Origin of the sequence: Agrobacterium sp. a22-2 (assembly GCF_012276985.1) — a bacterium.
Lineage (GTDB): Bacteria > Pseudomonadota > Alphaproteobacteria > Rhizobiales > Rhizobiaceae > Allorhizobium.
On sequence record NZ_JAAXMM010000008.1, the window covers coordinates 187863 to 207983 of the forward strand.

At 60.7% G+C, this 20121-nt stretch carries 16 protein-coding genes; 13 read left to right on the forward strand and 3 right to left on the reverse strand.

Going from position 1 to position 20121, the window contains the following annotated elements; all coding sequences use genetic code 11:
• The first annotated feature begins 6 nt into the window (after positions 1-6).
• The gene (locus HFC70_RS14390) at positions 7-1152 is read left to right on the forward strand and encodes a glycosyltransferase family 32 protein (RefSeq protein WP_246735792.1); all 1146 of its coding nucleotides are present in this window, start codon (positions 7-9) and stop codon (positions 1150-1152) included.
• 3 nt (positions 1153-1155) lie between these two features.
• On the opposite strand, the gene HFC70_RS14395 is transcribed toward HFC70_RS14390, so the two are convergent.
• On the reverse strand, positions 1156-1881 hold the full coding sequence (locus HFC70_RS14395; protein ID WP_168473943.1) for a polysaccharide deacetylase family protein: 726 nt from the start codon (positions 1879-1881) through the stop codon (positions 1156-1158).
• Entirely contained in the window at positions 1878-2969 is a 1092-nt protein-coding gene (locus tag HFC70_RS14400; protein ID WP_168473944.1) for a glycosyltransferase family 4 protein, read from the reverse strand. The genes HFC70_RS14395 and HFC70_RS14400 overlap by 4 nt, the downstream gene beginning before the upstream one ends.
• A 154-nt stretch (positions 2970-3123) precedes the next feature.
• On the opposite strand from HFC70_RS14400, the gene HFC70_RS14405 reads away from it, so the two are divergent.
• The 5 genes from HFC70_RS14405 to HFC70_RS14425 all read left to right on the forward strand — a co-directional run bounded on the left by HFC70_RS14405 (position 3124) and on the right by HFC70_RS14425 (position 10123).
• Positions 3124-4464 (forward strand): nucleotide sugar dehydrogenase, encoded by a 1341-nt coding sequence (locus tag HFC70_RS14405; RefSeq protein ID WP_168473945.1) that lies wholly within the window; start codon positions 3124-3126, stop codon positions 4462-4464.
• 4 nt (positions 4465-4468) lie between these two features.
• Positions 4469-4948: a class I SAM-dependent methyltransferase gene (locus HFC70_RS14410; RefSeq protein WP_168473946.1), complete on the forward strand. Its 480-nt coding sequence runs from the start codon at positions 4469-4471 to the stop codon at positions 4946-4948.
• Positions 4949-4975: 27 nt separating this feature from the next.
• Positions 4976-6691: a metallophosphoesterase gene (locus HFC70_RS14415; RefSeq protein ID WP_168473947.1), complete on the forward strand. Its 1716-nt coding sequence runs from the start codon at positions 4976-4978 to the stop codon at positions 6689-6691.
• A gap of 686 nt (positions 6692-7377) precedes the next feature.
• A complete protein-coding gene (locus HFC70_RS14420; protein WP_168474034.1) occupies positions 7378-9129 on the forward strand; it encodes an MFS transporter in 1752 nt (583 codons plus the stop codon).
• A 565-nt stretch (positions 9130-9694) separates the two neighbouring features.
• Positions 9695-10123 (forward strand): Rrf2 family transcriptional regulator, encoded by a 429-nt coding sequence (locus HFC70_RS14425; protein WP_168473948.1) that lies wholly within the window; start codon positions 9695-9697, stop codon positions 10121-10123.
• An 89-nt stretch (positions 10124-10212) separates the two neighbouring features.
• Here HFC70_RS14425 and HFC70_RS14430 read toward each other — a convergent pair whose 3' ends face one another.
• The gene (locus HFC70_RS14430) at positions 10213-11022 is read right to left on the reverse strand and encodes a ferritin family protein (protein ID WP_368669655.1); all 810 of its coding nucleotides are present in this window, start codon (positions 11020-11022) and stop codon (positions 10213-10215) included.
• A gap of 199 nt (positions 11023-11221) precedes the next feature.
• On the opposite strand from HFC70_RS14430, the gene HFC70_RS14435 reads away from it, so the two are divergent.
• Genes HFC70_RS14435 through HFC70_RS14465 form a run of 7 tightly spaced genes read left to right on the forward strand, consistent with a single transcriptional unit; the run spans position 11222 to position 20101 of the window.
• Positions 11222-13507: a NosR/NirI family protein gene (locus tag HFC70_RS14435; protein ID WP_168474035.1), complete on the forward strand. Its 2286-nt coding sequence runs from the start codon at positions 11222-11224 to the stop codon at positions 13505-13507.
• Between the two features lie 24 nt (positions 13508-13531).
• Entirely contained in the window at positions 13532-15454 is a 1923-nt protein-coding gene (nosZ, locus tag HFC70_RS14440; RefSeq protein ID WP_168473950.1) for a TAT-dependent nitrous-oxide reductase, read from the forward strand.
• 32 nt (positions 15455-15486) lie between these two features.
• Positions 15487-16836, forward strand: coding sequence for a nitrous oxide reductase family maturation protein NosD (locus HFC70_RS14445; protein WP_246735793.1), 1350 nt, complete (start codon positions 15487-15489; stop codon positions 16834-16836).
• The gene (locus HFC70_RS14450; protein ID WP_168473951.1) at positions 16833-17747 is read left to right on the forward strand and encodes an ABC transporter ATP-binding protein; all 915 of its coding nucleotides are present in this window, start codon (positions 16833-16835) and stop codon (positions 17745-17747) included. The genes HFC70_RS14445 and HFC70_RS14450 overlap by 4 nt, the downstream gene beginning before the upstream one ends.
• On the forward strand, positions 17744-18571 hold the full coding sequence (locus HFC70_RS14455; RefSeq protein WP_168473952.1) for an ABC transporter permease: 828 nt from the start codon (positions 17744-17746) through the stop codon (positions 18569-18571). Before HFC70_RS14450 ends, HFC70_RS14455 begins: the two co-directional genes overlap by 4 nt.
• On the forward strand, positions 18568-19137 hold the full coding sequence (locus HFC70_RS14460; RefSeq protein WP_168473953.1) for a nitrous oxide reductase accessory protein NosL: 570 nt from the start codon (positions 18568-18570) through the stop codon (positions 19135-19137). The genes HFC70_RS14455 and HFC70_RS14460 overlap by 4 nt, the downstream gene beginning before the upstream one ends.
• On the forward strand, positions 19130-20101 hold the full coding sequence (locus HFC70_RS14465; protein ID WP_168473954.1) for an FAD:protein FMN transferase: 972 nt from the start codon (positions 19130-19132) through the stop codon (positions 20099-20101). The genes HFC70_RS14460 and HFC70_RS14465 overlap by 8 nt, the downstream gene beginning before the upstream one ends.
• Positions 20102-20121: the final 20 nt, after the last annotated feature.

Genomic DNA, 20121 nt, shown 5'->3' on the forward strand with positions numbered 1-20121 from the left:
GGTCTGTTGTTTGCTTGTCGACAAAACAGCAGGCAATCCATCAAGACACCGCCGGGGACGGCCGCTTCTCCACGCAGGTTTATCCGACGAATTGGCATATTCACCCAGAACTTGCCTGGTGGTGGTTTCCCCGATAAAAGCCAGGACTTCCTTTCTTGGAGAGAAAATGTGACCATCAGGGACAATCCACGCGCCATTGCCCGGGGGGTTATTCAGGAGAGCGTAGAAAAGGCATTGGGCGGGGATATGGACGGTGCGCAGGCACTGCTCGACAGCCTTGCTGCCGACACCGAACTCGTCGCCCAAGCTGATCTCGGCCCGCCGACAGTCCTTGGATGGCCGCGAAAGTTGCACTCGGCCAATTTGAAACTTGCCAAGATCGCCAGAGACAGGCTGCGGGTTACCGGTCTTCAGTTCACACTTGTGCCGGATCCTGCCGTCATGGCTGATGTCGGTCGCTACAGCGGCGAGGAACAACGCATCATCGCCCGGCTTGCCGGTGAGAAGGTGCCCCGCGTCCTGCACCAGATCTGGATCGGCGATTTGCCGCAGCCGCCGGCGGTGGAAGCCTGGCGCAAGCATTGTGCTGCATTCGGAATGGAATACCGGCTTTGGGGCGATGCTGAACTGCGGGCGGAGGGTTTTGACGAGCACCCGGCATTCTGCGAGATGATTGCGCGCAAGGATTATCCTGGCGCTGCCGACGTGGCCCGTTATCTGGTGCTGGAGCGTTTCGGCGGCATCTATATGGACGCGGACTGGTATCCGGCTCGCGACGATGTTGGTTTCGACGATTTCATCGCGCTTGTCGGGTTCACGGCGCTGGCCGCGGAGATTCCGCGGCTGACCAGTGCGGGCGGATTGCTGCTGGCCAATGCGTTCATCGCCACGCCCCCCGGTCACCCCGTGATACGGCGGATCGTGGAGGCGATACCGCGCGTGATGGGCGCCCTGCCGGATGCCCCTGCCTGGTGGTCCACAGGTCCGCTGATCTTTACCTATGCGTGTCGCGGTGCTGGGGTCACGCTTGCGACCGTTGACATGATGGCAGCCGTTGTGCCACGCGGCGCGCCGTTCGAGGCGGTTGATGCCGCCCGCAAAGACGCCATGTCCAGCGACCGAGGTTTCCTGATCGACTGGAAATCCTGGTAGCCATCAGACCGGGTCTGGCTTTACCCATTCGCAGGCAGGATGGCCCGACGTGATGGTGAAGAGCGCAGCCAGAAATTTCCAGGCAGCCGTATCGTGTACCAGGTGATGGGTCAGCACACCTGTGATCGGAACTCGGTCCATGCGCCCGATCTCCTTGGCGAATTCTGCAAACAATTGCGGGGCAGGGCGCCCGCCGCGGCTGCCGTGCCAATCCATGATGTCGACATGGGTGTTGACCAGACGAATGGGAGAGCCTTGTTGCTCCCTGCCGAATACCGAGAGGTACATGAAGCCATGTTGCCCAAGAGGGGGCAGGAGTTCTGCAGCAATGCGGTTCCACGGCGGTACCAGCATGGGAATGAAACGGGTGTCGTGCAATCCTTTCAGTTTCTGCAGGCCTGATTTCAGTTCCGTAAGGACGATCTCGACCGGACGGCTTGGTCCGAGTTCCTGCTTTTTCTCGCCGTCGGGCGCATGATTGGCGTGCGACCATCCATGCACGGCGACGAAGGCATGTGGCGCGGTGTCGAGCCTTCTCGCCAAGGCGTCGCCGGTATGCTCGGGAATGACGGCCAGCGTGACGGGAATGGTATGGGCGGCGGTCATTGCCAACAACGCGTCAAGCGCTGCGGTTGGCATCACTGCGTCATCGTCACGGAGCCACAGCTTCACTTTCTGCCCCTGGTCGGCCAGGCGATCGAGAGTTTCACGCAGAAGTTGTTCGCTCATAGGGGATACTCCAAGGCCGGAATCAGAAGGCTGGCAATGCGACGGCTGATCACAGGCAAAGAGCGTTCGGTCGCCACGAATGTCCGGGCAGCCTCGCTAAGTCTCAGCCTGAGAGGATGATCCGAAAGAAGCGTGTCAATCGACTGCGCGATGGCCAGACTGTCATTGGAAGCCGTCAGCAGACCCGTCTGCCCGTCCAACACGACCTCTGGCACGCCCGCCACATTTTCGGCGACGACAGGCAGACCGGCTGCCTGTGCTTCAAGAAAGGCAAGGCCGTAGGCTTCGCCGTGACCGGGCCAGACGAAGAGCGAGGCGCGCGAAAGCTGCCTGGCCACCGCGACGCGGGAGAGTTCGCCAAGCCATTCGATCCGGCCTGACGGAAACACGGAAAAGAGAGCTTCGACAGTTGTTCGCTCGGGTCCATCGCCGATGACGGCAAGACGCCAGTCGGGCGATCGAACCTGCCGCAGCGCATCTGCCAGTGCCTCATAGCTCGCAAGCTTGTCGCCCGACCGCATCATCGCAACCGTCACCAGCCGACCCGTTTCCGGCGCCGATGGCAGGTCGAGGAATGACTCGGCATCGATGAACGGGGCGATGCGCGCAAGACGCGCGTTTGGCACAGCAGAGGCCAGGCCGGCACGGTCACGCTCGGTAAAGCAGATATTCACGGCAGCGGCAGCGACAAGATCCTTCAACGCATCCTGATGCCGTTCCCAACAGCCAAGGTTGCGGCGCTGCGAATGGGAGGCCTCGGCAGTGACGTAGGGAATGCCGAAACGGCGCGCGAGCGGCGGACCGATGAGATCCGGGGCCTTGTAATACGGATGATAGCAGAACCAGAGATCCGGCGGGCCTTGGCGCTGCCATTCCTGGCAAAGCCGGTCGATTTCCGCTGCGACCCGCAATTCGAGATCGGGCAGGACCGTATCCGGCGTCCTGTGAAAGCTGCGCAGGTGCGACGCGACCGAGACTTTATTGCCGGTGTTACTGAGGGCTGCCAACAATTGCCTCGCCATCAGGCGGTCACCGGAGGGAACCGGATGTTCGGGCGATTTCAGCGGTGCATAGAAGGCTATCTTCATGACTGCGTTAAAGCCCGGTCCTGTCCGCGAGGCAAGGGGTGACACAGACACATCGGCACCGCAGCGACGCCGGCCTGCCGTTTTGCCTGCTCTTGACATCCCGGTGGGCTGGACGCAGGTGAGGGGTAAAAGAACCTGACGGAGCCTCCGCCCCATGACATCTTCCGCCGTTGCGACCGTTCTTCTGACCGCCATCCAGTCACGCACGGCGAAAGCCGGCGTCATTGGCCTCGGCTATGTCGGCCTGCCCCTGGCGATGAGCATGGCAAAGGCCGGGTTTACGGTCACAGGCTTCGATATCGATCCTTCGAAGATGACCGCGATTGAGGCAGGCGAGAGCTATATCGAGGCCGTTTCCAGCCCGGTTCTGCAGGCGGAAACCGCAGCCGGGCGGTTTGCGGCGACGTGCGATTTCAGCAAGCTTGCAGACTGCGATGTGATTGCCATCTGTGTACCGACCCCGCTCACCCGCCAGCGCGATCCGGACCTCTCCTATGTCGAGAAAACCTGTCGGAAAATCGCCGAGACCTTGCGTGCCGGTCAACTCGTCGTGCTGGAATCGACCACATGGCCCGGCACGACGGAAGAGGTGATGAAGCCCATTCTGCAGCAGACCGGACTTGTGGCCGGCGAGGATTTCTTTCTCGGCTTCTCGCCGGAGCGCGAGGATCCCGGCAATCGTGATTTCGCAACCTCGACCATTCCCAAGGTAGTGGCGGGTGACGGTGCCGATGCGCGGGAACTGATGATCGCCTTTTACGGTGCCGTGGTGAAAACCGTCGTCCCTGTCTCGACCACGGCAACCGCGGAAGCCGTCAAGCTGACGGAAAACATCTTCCGTGCCGTCAACATCGCGCTCGTGAACGAGCTTAAGCTGGTCTATGACGCGATGGGCATCGATGTCTGGGAGGTGATCGATGCGGCCAAGACCAAGCCCTTCGGCTACATGCCGTTCTATCCGGGGCCTGGCCTCGGCGGGCACTGCATCCCGATCGACCCCTTCTACCTGACTTGGAAATCCCGGGAGTTCGACCGGCCGACCCGTTTCATCGAGCTTGCCGGCGAGGTGAATACCGCAATGCCGTATTATGTCGTCGACAAGGTGGCCGAGACCCTGGACCGGCGGGCCGGCAAGGCGCTCAGCCGCTCGCGCGTGCTGATACTCGGGCTGGCCTACAAGAAGAATGTCCCTGACATCCGCGAAAGTCCGTCGTTGCGGCTGATGGAACTGCTGAAGGAGCGCGGCGCCGATATTGCCTATCACGATCCCTTCATTGCCGAAATTCCCAGGACCCGCGAATATCTCGATCTGATGGGACAGCGCAGCGTCGCCTGGGACGAGGCAACGATCCGCAGCTTCGATCTCGTCCTGGTGTCCACGGATCACGACGCCGTCGATTATCAGAGCATTGCCGACTGGGCGCCGTTGATTGTCGACACGCGCAACATCTTTGCGCGGCGGCAGATCGTCTCCGCCAACCTTGTGAAGGCCTGAGCCCATGAGCCGCCTGGATGCCTTTATCATGCGGATGACCGCCCAGCGCGACATCCTCGATTTCATCGTCGGCAACGTTGTCCTGCCTGACGGTCCGATCCTGGAGATGGGGCTGGGAAACGGGCGGACCTACAGCCATCTGCGAGAACAGTATCCAGAGCGCCGGATCATCGCCTTCGACCGGGTGGTCGGCGCCCACAAGAGCTCGATTCCGGAGGCTTCAAACCTGGTGTTGGGCGAGATCGGCGAGACGGGCCAAAAGTTCGTCGGCTGCGGTGCGGCGCTAGTGCATGCGGATATCGGCACCGGCTATGACGATCAGGACGCGATAACGCTTTCCTGGCTGCCGCAGATGGTTTCCGGAATGCTAGCGGTTGGCGGCTATGCGCTGAGCGGCCTGCCGCTGCAGGTACCGGAGCTCGAACGGCTGCTGATTCCGGCGCATCTTCCGCCCGAACGCTACTTCTTTTATCGCAGGTCATGACGTTGCTTGCCCTGCAAGGAGACCACAATGGCGGATGACCGCGATCGACGCTTTTCGCTCGCGGTTATCGCGGATGCGCATTTCCACGACATTGAGGGCGATTATGCTGTGCCTGGACTTGCGGCGGGCGGACGCCGGCTGGCCTTGCAGACCTGGGCGCACAGCCGTGAATCGACGCGGGTTTACAATGAAAGTGCCGCAGCCTTCGATAGCGCTCTCAAGACGATTGCTACGCGCGGCATCCGCCACGTCGTTCTGCTCGGAGACTATACCGATGACGGCCAGCGCCGCACAACGGCAAGCCTTGAGCGCCGGCTTTCTGACCATGAAGCGCAGTTCGGCACCCGCTTCTATGCCCTGCCTGGCAATCACGACATGTTCGGCCCCTGGGGGCGGCACCAGTCCCGGTATTTTCTGCAGCAAGACGGATCGGCAGTGCTGGTCACCAGCGACGGGCGCCATCCTGAACCGGGCAGCGTCGTAACGCCGCAAATGTATTGCGAAGGCTATCCGGCCGGTCTGTTGCCGATGGCGCGATGTGGCTATTTCAAGCGTGCAGAGGATCTGTGGTGGGAAACGCCTTTCGGAAGGGATGATGCGCTTGAAGCGCGGACGTATGAGGTCGTGTCTGCCGACATGCAGAACCGGCACAGGCTGGTGGATGCTTCTTATCTGGTCGAGCCGGAGGAGGGGCTGTGGCTGCTGATGATCGATGCCAATGTGTTCGAACCGAACAACGGCAGGTTCAAAACCGGTTCCAAGGGCGCCTTTATCGACAGCACCGGCGCTGGCTGGAACGCCATGCTGCGGCTCAAACCCTTCGTCTTCGACTGGATGCGCGACGTCAGTGCACGCGCCAGGACTCTGGGGAAAGTGCTTCTGACGTTCTCGCATTATCCTGCCATCAGTCCCTTCGAAGAGGTGGGAAGCGCCTATGAACAGGTCTTGTTCCCCAACAGCCTCATTGCCAACCGGATACCGCAGGATGCGGTTGCTGAGGCTCTTGTCGAAGCGGGCATTTCCTGCCACTTTAGCGGCCATTGGCACGTCAAGGCGATAAGCCGCCACACGCACGCCGGACGCGAGCTGACCAATATCTCGGTCCCGTCGCTCGTGGCCTTTCCTCCGGCACTTGACGTGGTCTCGATTCAAGGCGGTGATGTTGCGATAGGATCTGTCGACCTCTCCTCGATGCCGCTCAATCCCGAGATCATGGCTTTCTATCGCCTGGAAAGCGAGCATGCCGGCCTGAGCGAGGATGCGGCGCTCTCAGCGGACACCTATGGCGAGTTTCTCTCCCGTCACACCCAGGCACTCGTCATCCATCGTTACTTCCCCCGTGAGTGGCCTCCAGACGTCGTTGCCGTGATCATCTCCATGACAGTCAGGGACCTTCTCCGCAATTCGGTTACCCGTCCCCGCGGGGGAGCAGGTCTCTGCGAAGCCGTTGGATTCTCTGAAGCCGAGCTGAACGAAGTCGACGTCATCGGGCTCGTCTCCGACTGGTATTTGATCCGGCAGGGAGGCTCCATTGCTCTCTCCTATCTCGGGGAAAGACGGATTGCCATTCTGCGAGGGATCTCGCGACTTTATTTCGAAGAAGTCGAAGATGAAGACAAACGCATCATTGCGCACTACCTCGCCACGTTTTTCCGGTCTCTTACCTTCTATCTCAGCAGGGCCGCTGGCCAGATGGAAACAGTGTGCCTTCGCGCTGTCGCGGTGGATCCCCGGATCCCTTGAGAAACGGCGGTGTTGGCCACGAGACTGCGGGAAGATTCCGAGATCCCTGGCCGACACCGCCTCCAGCCGCATAGGGTGGTTTCCCGCCGTTCACCCTTGCCGTTGGTTAGCGTACTTCCAACGCTATTCCCTCTAGGGCGACCCGCATCTCTACGAAGAAGGCAGCAGGACATTGCTCTGGTCCCCGAAAACTGGAACGTTCATAATTGGAGTTTTCCGCGTTAATTTGCCGACCGTTTCATGGCTCGAAATCGAGCGTGGCGCGGAAGTGTAAGGGAGGCACATGACAGGGATTTTGACGTGGAAAATCCGGTTCGTGGCTGGAGAGCATCCAATCGTCCGGATGTCGCCGGAGAAAGGTGTCTCCGCTTTTTCTGGGTCTTCATTTCCTGGCCACATCACCACGGCGGTCAGCCGAAGTCAGGCAGAAATTGCCGTTGTCCCAGTCGTCCGGATTTCCCGAAACACCGCGCTTGGGCATCATAAGACTTTGGTCTTACGACCAATCGTGGGCTTGGCACCTCGTGCGTTGAGACTAGTCTGTTTAGTCTACGTGGAGGAGAATGTGTCCTTGGGGAGCGGTACTACCGTCAAAGGCACTTACGGAGCCGATCGGAAGGTCGGCGAACAAGGAGGAGGAACAGATGGCAGTAGCTGGGATGAATGCGGCGGATCGCTCGCGGCCCATGACGGGAGAGGAGCGGAAGGTCATTATGGCCTCGTCCGCCGGAACCATCTTTGAGTGGTACGACTTTTATTTGTATGGTTCGCTGGCCGCTATCATCGGCGCGCAGTTTTTTACCGCCTTCCCCGAAGCCACCCGTAACGTGTTTGCGCTTCTGGCTTTTGCGGCAGGCTTCATCGTACGCCCGTTCGGCGCGCTGGTCTTTGGTGCCCTTGGTGACATCGTCGGCCGCAAATATACCTTCCTGATGACCATCCTCATCATGGGCCTGTCGACGTTCCTCGTCGGTCTGCTGCCGTCCTACAGCAGTTGGGGCGCTGCGGCACCGATCATCCTGATCGGACTGCGCATGCTGCAAGGGCTGGCGCTCGGCGGCGAATACGGCGGTGCGGCGGTTTATGTGGCCGAACATGCTCCAGCCAACCAGCGCGGCTACTTCACCGCCTTCATCCAGACCACGGCGACCTTGGGCTTGCTGCTCTCGCTCATCGTGATCCTGTCCGTGCAAGGTTACGTGAACGCCAACTGGGCGCCGACGGCTGTCCTCGATGCGGCTGGTGCGGTTATCATGAACCCCGACGGCACTGAAAAGATGATCAAGGCCTTCGACCTGTGGGGCTGGCGCATTCCCTTCCTTGCCTCGATCGGCTTGCTGCTCGTCTCGCTCTACATCCGCTTGCAGATGAACGAATCGCCTGCCTTCAAGAAGATGAAGGAAGAAGGGGCTGCTTCCAAGGCGCCGCTGCGTGAAGCTTTCGGTACCTGGAAGAACGGCAAGATCGCCCTGATCGCTCTGTTCGGCCTCGTCGCCGGTCAGGCCGTAGTCTGGTATTCGGGTCAGTTCTACGCCCTGTTCTTCATGCAGAATGTGATCAAGATCGACAGCTTCACCGCCAACGTTCTGGTGGCGTGGTCGCTGATCCTCGGGACCGGCGGCTTCCTGTTCTTCGGAGCGCTTTCGGACCGCATCGGCCGCAAACCGGTCATTCTCGCAGGTTGCCTGATTGCGGCGCTGACCTACAATATTGTCTTCCCGCTGCTTACCAGGACGGCGAACCCGGCACTCTATGCCGCGCACCAGACCCAGGTCACCGTCATCGCATCGCCGGATGACTGCTCGTTCCAGTTCAATCCGACCGGAACGGCAAAGTTCACCTCGTCCTGCGACATCGCCAAAGCGACACTCGCCCGGACATCGGTGAATTACACCACGGTCGAAGATCCCGCTGCAACGGTCGCCCAGATCAAGATCGGCGACACGGTCATCCCGGCCTATGACGCGGCTGCGCTGACCGGCGACGATCTCAAGAACACCACGGCGGCCTTCAACAAGGGCGTAAACGACGCGCTGACTGCAGCCGGCTATCCGCTGTCGGCAGCGGCGAACACCACCGTGGCCAAAGCCGCCAACTTCGTCGATATCTTCACGGCCCAGAAGATCACGGTCATCCTGATCCTGACCTATCTGATCCTGCTGGTGACGATGGTCTATGGTCCGATTGCCGCCATGCTGGTCGAACTGTTCCCGACCCGTATCCGCTATTCCGGCCTGTCGCTGCCTTACCATATCGGCAACGGCTGGTTCGGCGGCCTGATGCCGGCAACGGCCTTTGCCATCTCGGCACAGTCCGGCAACGTCTATGGCGGCCTGTGGTACCCGATCATCATTGCCGGTGCGACGGTGGTTATTGGGGCTATCTTTGTCCCGGGCAACACGCACAAGAAAGACATTTTCGCAGACGACGCAAAGTAATGTCGCGCAGGCTGGCCCTTTGGGCCAGCCTGTCCTTTTCCACCGGTCTGTCAGGGATCCGGATTTCCGTGGATCTTTTCGATCATCGAGCCGCGCTGGCCACCTTTTGCCTCCTCACCTCATCTGATGCGCACTCGTAGAAGCGTTAGGAGAGGGGTTGGTAGAGCCACCTCAGCAGGGGCTGCTCGAAACGGTTTGATCATTCTGCAACCCGTTCAGCGGCAAATTGATCAGAGGCGCAAAAGATAGGCGCCGGTCGTATTCCCCTTTCAATCCATATAAGCCTGAAATTTCGTGATTGATCCGCGTCTTGATCGGCCACCCCGCTGATGGTGGCAGGGAGCTATTGTGTACGTGTATTCCGGCACGCCGGAAGATAAAGGCGACCGTCAGTTGTCAGGGGTCCGCGCTGGATTCGATAGTTCGGCTTGTCTCCTATGGCCGATGCCCATGCGCCGCGCTGATGTTCTGCGCGGCTATTGACAAGCTATATATGGAAAACGATATGTAGTTTTGTGCGAGGCACAATGACAAGACGGTATGATGACGGATCGGAAGTCGACCCATGCAATTGACGCGCTTTTCCGACTATGGCCTGCGCCTGATGATGATGGCAGCCGCCAACCGGGATCGGTTGATTACCATAGAAGAAACCGCCAGGGTCTATGATATTTCCCGGGCCCATCTGATGAAGGTCGCGCAATTTCTCGTCAAACAAGGGTTCCTGACGACCGTTCGCGGCCGGTCCGGGGGCTTGAAGCTGGCGCGAGCACCTGAGGCGGTCAGGATCGGTGACCTGGTTCGTGCGACAGAAACGGATTTCGTCATGGTCGAATGCATGGGTGGCGCAAACCAATGCCGGATCACGAAGGCATGCCGGTTGCGCGGCATCATAGGCGAGGCACTGGGGGCCTTTCTGGACGTGCTGGACCGCTATACGCTCGATGACCTCATGCTTCGCCCCGAAGATTTCGGCATTCGTCGGGCCGCCTAAGGTATCCCGTATTGAAGTGGAATACGGCGCTCCCGCCGGAAGATATGGGGGCGCCCAAGCGGCGGATTTCGGCTGCCGAACCCATGTCTCTAAGCCCTGACGGCATGCAGGCAGGCGATCAGATCTCCCGCGCAGCCTTGGGCCCTCAGACGTGTGTCTTCATCGGTCTCCCGCTCGCCGAGGTCAAGATAACAGTCCAGCAGGAATTCACAGAGCGACAGGGGATTGTCGGCCATGCCCTCGGGTATGGCGTCAAGCGTCGGCAACGGTCCGAATGATCGTTCCTTTGCCGCAAGGCTTCGTGCCCGGGCGGACTGTGCCAAGGCTTGCAGGCGGTCGTATTGGGCGCCTTTTGAGCGACCTGCACGTTCCTCGAGATGGTTCGCCAGGCGCAGTTCGAGTTGCGCGATGTCACCTCGTGCCGCCATGGCCCCCGAGCGGCGCAAATCGTGAAATGCTTTCCGCCGCTCGCGGCGCAATGTCGCGACGTGCTCGAGCTCGTCCTTGGCCATTCGTTCCGCCGCATGGCGGATTTCATCCGAGGGAGCATGCGCTGAGACGTAGCTCCAGAAAACGAAGGCCCGTTCTTCGTTGCGGACTGCCATGGAAAAAGCCCGGTAGGAGGTGAGCAGCTCGGGCGCGACCAGCGCCGTGCCCTCATCGTCGAACAGAGGATCCGGCGGCCTCGAAAGCGGTGTCGACACCAGGTCCGCTTCGGTCAACCATTTGTTGACATTGCCCAGATGGCCGCGTTCCTCCTCGATCAGTGCTTCAAAGACGCGCTCAAGGTCCGGACGGTTCTCGTCGTGCATGCGCTCGGCAAGGGCAATGTAACCGACTATCGCGTCCTGCTCCATGGATCTGGCCAGCGACAGCAATTCGTTCATCGAGCCGATCATCCACGGCTCGCGCCTGATATCGCCCATCATCGTTCCCTTTCGGCATTCAGCCACGCTTTGCCAACCAAATGGCCAGAGGTTCATCTGATCGCAAAAGATACATCTTTTATATTTGATTTAGATCAAAGAGTTTATGCGAATGGCTTCCTAAACATGGTATTAGGGCACTTACAAAGCAGAAAAAGACTAGGCCATGCCGATGAGAACATTCTTCACGCTGCGCATTCCGATCATTCTTGCTTGTTTTCTTGCCCTGTTTTTCTCCTTGACCAATGCTCCCGAAAGCCACGCTGCCGGGCAGCTTTCGACGTATCTCGCCAAAGTGCAGCCGGCCGAGCTTTTCGAAGGTGCCGACCGCTTCGGAGAGATCGCCGGCGAACCGCCGCTGGCACCGGTGTTTCGTGGCCAGGAGCTTCTGGGATATGCCTATCTCAATTCCGACGTCACCAGTTCCGTCGGCTATTCCGGCAAACCGATCCGCATCGTCGTCGGCATCGACAGCAAGGGTGTCGTGCGTGGCCTCAAGCTGGTCGAGCACAAGGAGCCGATCGTCCTGATCGGCATCCCGGAAGCCAAAGTCGTCGCGTCCCTCAATGCCATCATCGGCAAGGACATGGGGCGCGTCGCGGCAGGTACCGACCGGCAACCGCAGATCGATATCGTCAGTGGCGCCACGGTGACCGTTCTGGTCATGGGCGACAGCGTGGTGCGGTCGGCCGTCAAGCTGATCCGCAGCAACCGGTTGGGTGCCGTAACAGGACCCGTTGCGGCAGCCGTGACCGAACTGCGCAAGCTCGATCCGTCGAAGGTCGGCGCCAGCGACTGGGAAACGCTGGTCGGCGACGGCTCTATCCGCAGCCTGCGCCTGAATGTCGGCGAGGTGTCGGACGCATTCCGGCAGGCAGGACAGCGGATTGCGGCGGACAGGCCGGAAAGCCACAGGCCGGATGACCGTTTCATCGATCTGTACGTCGCGCCGGTCAGCGTCCCGCGGATAGGCGAGAGCCTGCTCGGCAAGGCCGGCTATGACCGCCTGGTCGGCAAGATGAAAGCCGGGCAATCCGCCATCCTCGTTGCCGGAGAGGGTGCCTATTCCTTCAAGGGTTCGGGTTATGTGCGCGGCGGCATCTTCGACCGCATCGAATTGATCCAGGACGGGCAAGGTGTGCGCTTCCGCGACCGGGACCATACGAGACTACCGACACTTGCCGCGGCGGGCGCACCGCGACTTCGCGAAATCGCCCTATTCGTCGTGCCAGGCGAGTTCACCTTCGATGTGACCCAATCCTGGGAACTGCAGCTGCTGGTTCAGCGCGGTGCCGGCGGCCGGGAGAAGGCCGTCCTTCCCTACAATCTCGACTACACGCTGCCGGATCAGTACGTCACCATAGAAAAGGTGGCGCAGGCCGCCGTTGCACCGGTTCCCGCTCCAGACATTGTGCCTTCGGCACCGGGCGACGCGCTCTCCGCCCAACAGATTGCCGACGAACAGCCGCTATGGATGAAGATGTGGCAGATGAACCGCATCAACATCGCCATCACCATTGCCGCGCTGCTTGTGCTGACCGCAATCTTCTTCTTCCAGGACTGGCTCGTCAAACGGCCTGTGATGTTCGGCTGGATCCGGCGCGGCTATCTGCTCTTCACGCTGGTCTGGCTCGGCTGGTATGCCAATGCCCAGTTGTCCGTGGTCAACGTCCTGACATTCGTCAATTCGCTGATCACCGGGTTCAACTGGGAATTCTTCCTGTCCGCGCCGCTGGTCTTCATCCTGTGGGCGGCGGTGGCTGCAGGCCTGCTGTTCTGGGGTCGTGGTCCCTTCTGCGGCTGGCTATGTCCCTTCGGCGCCCTTCAGGAACTCACCAACACCATCGCCCAGTGGTGCAAGGTGCCGCAGATTCGTCTTCCCTGGGGCCTGCACGAACGGCTGTGGCCGATCAAATACATCATCTTCCTCGGGCTCTTCGGGCTGTCGTTCTATTCGCTGGCGCTGGCCGAGATGTTCTCCGAAGTCGAGCCTTTCAAGACCGCGATCGTGCTCAAATTCGCCCGCGAATGGCCGTTCGTGATCTTCGCCCTCACCATGCTTTCCGCCGGGTTGTTCATCGAGCGCTTCTATTGCCGCTACCTCTGCCCGCTGGGCGCCGCGCTCGCCATCCCCGGCCGCATCCGCATGTTCGAATGGCTGAAGCGCTACCCCGAATGCGGAACGCCCTGCCAGCGCTGTGCCAAGGAATGTCCCGTGCAGTCGATCCATCCCGAAGGGCAGATCAACGTCAACGAATGCATCTACTGCATGCACTGTCAGGAACTCTACCACGACGACCACCGCTGTCCGCACATGATCCAGGTGCGGCTGAAGCGGGAAAAATTCATGGCGCTTTCGACGCCGGCGTCGCGCGGTGAAGCCCCGGCAAGAACCATCATTACCCACAACGGCGCTCCCATCGGAAATGCCGAGGGAACGCCGGGCAATCCAGCCTGATCAATCAGCCAAGGAGAGGACATTATGTCAAAACAAGAGAACGAGATGCGCCTGAACAGGCGCCAGATCCTGGGGTCCACGGCATTCGTGGCGGCCGCGGGCGCAGTGAGCGTAACCGGTGCACTGACCCTGACCGGTGGTAGCGCGACACCCGCTGCAGCGCAGGACTCCGCCTCCGGCCAGAGCTACGAGGTGAAGCCTGGTGAACTCGACGAATACTATACCTTCTTTTCGAGCGGCCAGAGCGGCGAGGTCCGCATTGTCGGGATACCGTCGATGCGCGAGCTGATGCGTATCCCGGTCTTCAACCGGTGCAGTGCCACGGGCTGGGGTCAGACCAACGAGAGCCGCAAGATCATGACGGAAGGCATGCTGCCCGAAACCATCGAGTTCCTGAACGAACAGGGTGGCGTCTATCTGAACGGCGACCTCCACCACCCCCATCCGTCGTTTACGGACGGCACCTATGACGGACGCTACCTCTATGCAAACGACAAGGCCAATACCCGCGTTTGCCGCATCCGCCTTGATGTCATGAAGTGCGACAAGATCATCCAGCTGCCAAACCAGCACACGGTGCACGGCCTGCGCGTCCAGAAATATCCCAAGACCGGCTATGTCTTCTGCAACGGCGAGGATGGCGTTCCGATCCCCAATGACGGCAAAATCCTCGACGATCCCAAGCAGTATCGCTCGATCTTCACCGCCCTTGACGGCGAAACCATGAAGGTCGCCTGGCAGGTCATGGTTGACGGCAACCTCGACAATGTCGACGCCGACTATCAGGGCAAATACTGCTTTGCCACCTGCTACAATTCCGAAAACGGCGTCAATCTCGAACAGATGATGGCGAAGGAACAGGATTGGGTCGTCATCTTCAACATCAAGCGTATCGAGGAAGCCGTCGCCAAGGGCGAGTTCAAGGAAATGGGCGGCGTGCCGGTGGTCGATGGCCGCAACGGCTCATCCTTTACCCGTTACGTTCCCGTCTCCAATGGCCCGCACGGCATGAATACTGCTCCGGACGGCATCCACGTTGTTGCAGCCGGCAAGCTCTCGCCGACGGTTACGGTCTTCGACGTGCGCAAGTTCGACGACCTGTTCGATGACAAGATCAAGCCACGCGACACCGTCGTTGCCGAACCCGAGCTGGGTCTCGGACCCTTGCACACCGCCTATGACGGCAAGGGCAATGCCTATACGACGCTGTTCCTCGACAGCCAGATCTGCAAATGGAATATCGAGGATGCCAAGCGGGCCTTTGCCGGTGAAAAGGTCGATCCGATCCGCCAGAAGATCGATGTTCACTATCAGCCCGGCCACAACCACACCTCCATGGGTCAGACCAAGGAAGCGGATGGCAAATGGCTGATCTCGCTGAACAAGTTCTCCAAGGACCGCTATCTCAACGTTGGTCCTCTGAAGCCGGAAAGCGATCAGCTGATCGATATCTCCGGCGAGGAAATGGTGCTCGTTCACGACAATCCGACCTTTGCGGAACCCCATGACGCGACGATCGTGCATGCCTCGAAGATCAACCCCGTGCATGTCTGGAGCCGCGAAGACCCGTTCTTCGCCGATGCCGTGGCCCAGGCGAAAATCGACGGCGTGGACCTGATGGCAGACAGCACCGTCATTCGCGACGGCAACAAGGTGCGGGTCTATATGACCTCGGCAGCACCCGCTTTCGGTCTGGAAAGCTTCAACGTCAAGCAGGGCGATGACGTCACCGTCTACGTGACGAACATCGATGAAGTGGAAGACCTGACCCATGGCTTTGCCATCGTCAACTACGGCATCAACATGGAAGTGGCGCCGCAGGCAACGGCCTCGGTCACCTTCAAGGCCAGCAGAGCGGGTGTCTACTGGTATTATTGCTCCTGGTTCTGCCATGCCATGCACATGGAGATGAAGGGCCGCATGCTCGTCGAGCCCAAGGCTGTGTGATGCGCTTGCGCCAAATGGCAATGACAATCGGAATGGCGGCCCTCTGGGCCGCCCTTCCAGTCGTGGCCGATGCCGAGAACCGCATCGTGCGTCCTGCGGAAAGGTTGTCGCTGCAGGCGATCATTGATGCGGCGGCCCCCGGTGACGTCATTACCCTGAAGGCGGGCGACTATGCCGCACCGATCACCATCGACAATTCCGTGACGCTTGAGGGCGAGGACGGAGCAAGCCTTGTCGGCAGCGGACAGGGCAGTGTCATCACCATCATGGGAGAAGGCGTGACCGTGCGCGGGCTGACGATCACCGGATCCGGCACCGATCTGGCAGCACTCGATTCGGGCGTGCTTGCAACACAGACGGCGACCGGGGCGGTCATCGAGCGCAACGTGATCACCGGCAATCTCTTCGGCATCTATCTGCATGGGGCCGTCAATTCCGTTGCCCGCGGCAACAGGATCGTCGGGCTGCGCGGGGAACGCCTCAGCGAGGCCGGCAATGGCGTCAGCGTCTGGAACGCGCCCGGTGCACAAGTGCTCGACAACGATATCCGTTTCGGGCGCGACGGCATCGCCACCATGACCAGCAAGCGCAACGTCTTCAGCCGAAACCGCTTCAGCGACCTGCGCTTCGGCATTCATTACATGTACACAAACGACAGCGAGGTCAGCGACAACATTTCCACCGGCAACTCCGTCGGCTACGCCATCATGTTTTCCAGCCGGCTCAAGATCCGCGGCAACGTTTCGGATGGCGACCGGGATCACGGGTTGTTGCTGAACTATGCCAACGGTTCGGAGATCACCGGCAACACGGTGATCGGTCGCCTTCAGCCGGCCGAGCGTTGGCTGTTGGGCGGCAACCGGAACATGGATGCCGACATGCCGAAATCCGAAAAGGCGGAAACATCCGACCAGGATCCCGGAACGCTGCGTCCGGGGCCACAGAAATGCGTCTTTATCTACAATGCCAACAAGAATCGCTTCAACGACAATGTCTTTGAAGGATGTGCGATTGGCATTCATTTCACGGCCGGTTCGGAAGGCAACGCGATCAGCGGCAATGCCTTCATCAACAACCAGAACCAGGTCAAATATGTCGGCACGCGTTATACCGACTGGTCGAAGGACGGCCGGGGCAATTATTGGAGCGACAACCCGGCCTTCGATCTCGACGGCGACGGCATTGGAGACAATCCCTACCGACCCAACGACCTGATCGACAAGGTGCTGTGGACATCGCCGCAGGCCAAGCTGCTGACGACCAGCCCCGCGGTTCAGGTCATCCGCTGGGCTCAGGCCCAATTCCCGGCACTCCTGCCCGGCGGCGTGGTCGACAGCCACCCCCTGATGGCCCCGATCGCTGGCAAGAAAGCAACTCAATGACGGCAACAGTCACTCTTACAGGCGTTTCCAAGCGCTACGGCAAGGTCGAGGCGGTGAAGGATATCGGCTTTACCTTGAACGCAGGCGAGACCATCGCGCTGGTCGGCCATAATGGTGCCGGCAAGACGACGCTGATCAAGCTGATGCTCGGACTGATCCGGCCGACTGCCGGCACTGTCCATGTTCTTGGCGAGGATCCGGCAACCGGCGATTTTGCCGTTCGGCAACGGCTCGGCTACCTGCCGGAAAGTGTCTCCTTCCACATGGCGCTGACCGGTCGGGAGACGCTTGCCTTTTATGCCCGGCTGAAACGCGTTGCCCATTCGACCACGGAGGCGCTTTTTGAACGGGTCGGACTGGCGCCCGAAGCCGCCGACCGCCCGGTGCGGACCTATTCGAAAGGCATGCGCCAGCGGCTCGGCCTCGCGCAGGCCCTGCTCGGCGAACCGCGGGTCCTGCTGCTGGACGAGCCGACCAGTGGCCTTGATCCCGCGCTGCGGCGCAATTTCTATGACCTCGTCACCGCATTGCGCGCCGGCGGAACGACAATTCTCCTCTCGTCCCATGCGTTGACCGAACTGGAAGACCGGGCCGATCGGGTCATCATCGTCAATCGCGGCATCAATATCGCGGACGGTACCCTGGACGACCTGCGCCGCATCGCGCGGCTGCCGACCCGTATCGGGGTCAAGCTAGCAGAAGGCGCGTCCGCCAGCGATCTGGCCGTCCGTGGTCAAACTTGGAGAGCGGCCGGTGCGGGCCTTCTGGAGGCGGATGTGGCGCCGGAAAACAAGATCGCGCTGCTGCATGCGGTGACTGCAAATCCTTCGATGCTGTCCGGCCTGACGATCTCGGAACCGACACTCGATGACCTCTACGCGCATTTCCTGAATGCTCAGGAGACGAAATGACCAATATTCTCATCCTCGCCCGCAAGGAAATCCAGGAAGGCATGCGCAACCGCTGGGTTCTGGCGACGACGCTGCTTCTGGCGGCGCTGGCACTGACCCTGTCCTTCCTCGGCAGCGCGCCGACCGGCAATGTCGGCGTCAACCGGCTCGACGTGGTGATCGTCAGCCTGTCGAGCCTCACCATTTTCCTCGTGCCGCTGATTGCGCTTCTGCTGTCCCATGACGCCATTGTCGGGGAAACGGAACGCGGCACCATGCTGCTTCTCCTGAGCTATCCGATCGGCCGCGGCGAGGTGATCCTCGGAAAATTCCTCGGCCACCTTGCCATCCTCGCCTTTTCCACCCTGTTCGGCTATGGCGCTGCAGCGCTGGCTCTTGTCCTGACCGGCACGGCGATCAGCATCGGCAGTTGGTTGTCCTTCGTCTCAATGGTCGGGTCGTCGGTGCTGCTCGGGGCCGTGTTCGTCGCCATCGGCTACCTGACAAGCACGCTGGCCAGCGAACGCAGCACGGCGGGTGGGATTGCCATCGGCATCTGGCTGTTTTTCGTCCTGATCTACGACATGGCGCTTTTGGGTGCATTGGTTGCCGCGCAGGGCCGGGTCCTGCCGACCGGACTGATCGACGCGCTGCTGGTGGCCAATCCGACGGATGCCTACCGCCTGCTCAACCTCGGCTCAGGCAGTGCCAGCGCATTGTCGGGCATGGGCGGCATTGCCGGGCATACGGGACTATCGGCTCCGATTCTGGTCGCTGCACTCGTATTGTGGACCGTCATCCCTCTCGGCTGTGCAAACTTCATCTTTTCGAGGAGGGAAGTATGAGACTTTCCATCGCTATCACCGCATTCGCCGCAACACTTTTGCTCGCTGGCTGCAGCGAGGAGCAGCAGGCCGTCATGCCGCCGCCGTTCGCCCTGACGCAAGAGGCGATGGGCCGCTATTGCGGTATGAACGTGCTGGAGCATGCCGGACCCAAGGGGCAGATCATCCTGGAGCAGGTCCCGGAGGCAATCTGGTTCTCTTCGGCGCGCGATACGCTCGCCTTCACCATGCTGCCGGAAGAGCCGAAAGAAATTGCCGCGATCTACGTGTCCGACATGAGCAAGGCGCACAGTTGGGAAGAGCCAGGGGCTGAAAACTGGGTCGATGCGCGCCAGGCATTCTTCGTCATCGGCAGCGTCCAGCGCGGCGGCATGGGTGCCGAGGAGGCCGTTCCCTTTTCCAAGGAAACGGATGCGCGCGCCTTCGCGACGCAACATGGCGGTCAGGTGGTCGGGTTCAACGACATGCCGAAGGACTATATTCTTGGTGGCGGGACGGAGACGCCTGCCGAGGATTCGCTGCTCGACACGGACGACACCGACCAGAAGGGGCACGATCATGGTTGAAGCCATTGGCCGCCGCCGGGCGATCTGCATCATGGCCGCCGCCGCCGGACTTCCGCTCCTTCCCTTTGCAGGCAGTGCCGAGGCGGGGATTGAGCCGGTTGTCTGGCGGGGCCAGGCGCTCGGCGCACCGGCGACGCTGATCCTCAACATCGACGACAAGGTACTCGCCAGGCGGCTGATCAACCGTGTGGTGGCCGAAGTCGCCCGGCTGGAATCGATCTTCAGCCTCTACAAGGACGGGTCCACCTTGCGGGAGCTCAACAAGGTCGGCGCGCTGGCCTCGCCGCCCTTTGAGATGGTTGCGCTGCTGGAGGCGTGCCGCAGCGTGTGGGACGCCAGCGGCGGGGCCTTCGACCCGACCATACAACCGCTCTGGATGCTGTATGCCCAGCATTTTTCGAGCCCTGGAGCCGACCCGGCCGGACCGGAGCGCCAGGCGCTGGACGCAGTGCTCTCCCGCGTTGGCTTCGATGGCGTCCGGTTCAATCGCGACCGCATCGCCTTTGCACGGCCGGAGATGGCCTTGAGCTTCAACGGCATTGCGCAAGGTTACGTCACGGACAGGATCGTCGACCTCCTGCGCGAGGCTGGGATGACGAGCAGCCTCGTCAACATGGGCGAAAACCGCGCCATCGGCGCACAGGCCGATGGCCGTCCTTGGCGGATCGGCCTTGCGGAAATGGAAACCGGTTCGGCGCCGGACACTATCCTGGAGATTGTCAACAAGGCGGTTTCAACCTCGAGTGCATCGGGATTCCACTTCGATCCGGCGGCACGGTTCGGGCATATCCTTGATCCACGCAGGGGCAACGTGCCGCCGCTCTACAGACGGATGTCGGTCATTGCACCGGACGCGACCACGGCCGATGCAATGTCGACGGCATTCAGCCTGATGAAACCGGAAGCGATCCAGTCGTTCCTCCAGCTTCACCCCGAAATCGCCGTCGACATGGTGGCCGGCTGATCGATTCCGGTGCGCGACGG